The organism is Streptomyces sp. BE20, from assembly GCF_036322525.1.
Lineage (GTDB): Bacteria > Actinomycetota > Actinomycetes > Streptomycetales > Streptomycetaceae > Kitasatospora.
In genome coordinates, this window is sequence record NZ_JAQYWW010001041.1 from 1 (window position 1) to 365 (window position 365).

Below are 365 nucleotides of genomic sequence, written 5' to 3' on the forward strand. Positions count from 1 at the left end.
CAGGATCGGCCTGCCCTACGTCTGGGGCGGCGAGGGGCCGGGCGGCTACGACTGCTCGGGGATGACCATGATGGACTGGCGTCAGGGAGGCAAGCGGCTCAACCACTTCGCCGCCGTCCAGTACGCGCAGTCCTCCCCGATCACCTACCGTCAGCTGCGTCCCGGGGACCTGGTCTTCTGGAGCTCCAACGGTCGTGCGGCCGACATCCACAACGTCGGCCTGTACATCGGCGACGACCAGATGAGCGAGGCCCCCCGCCCGGGCACGCGGAGCAAGCAGGCCAGCCTCTGGATCCTGGGCACCCCCGACGTCTCCGCCCGCCCCTGACCCGGGCCCCTCGCCGATGCAGGGTCCCCAGAGCCCC

1 protein-coding gene is annotated in these 365 nt (G+C 71.2%); it reads left to right on the forward strand.

Annotation, left to right across the window (positions count from 1 at the left end):
- Positions 1-328 (forward strand): C40 family peptidase (locus PUR61_RS29270; protein WP_329882499.1); only part of this gene is annotated, 328 nt, incomplete at its 5' end.
- Positions 329-365 lie beyond the last annotated feature (37 nt).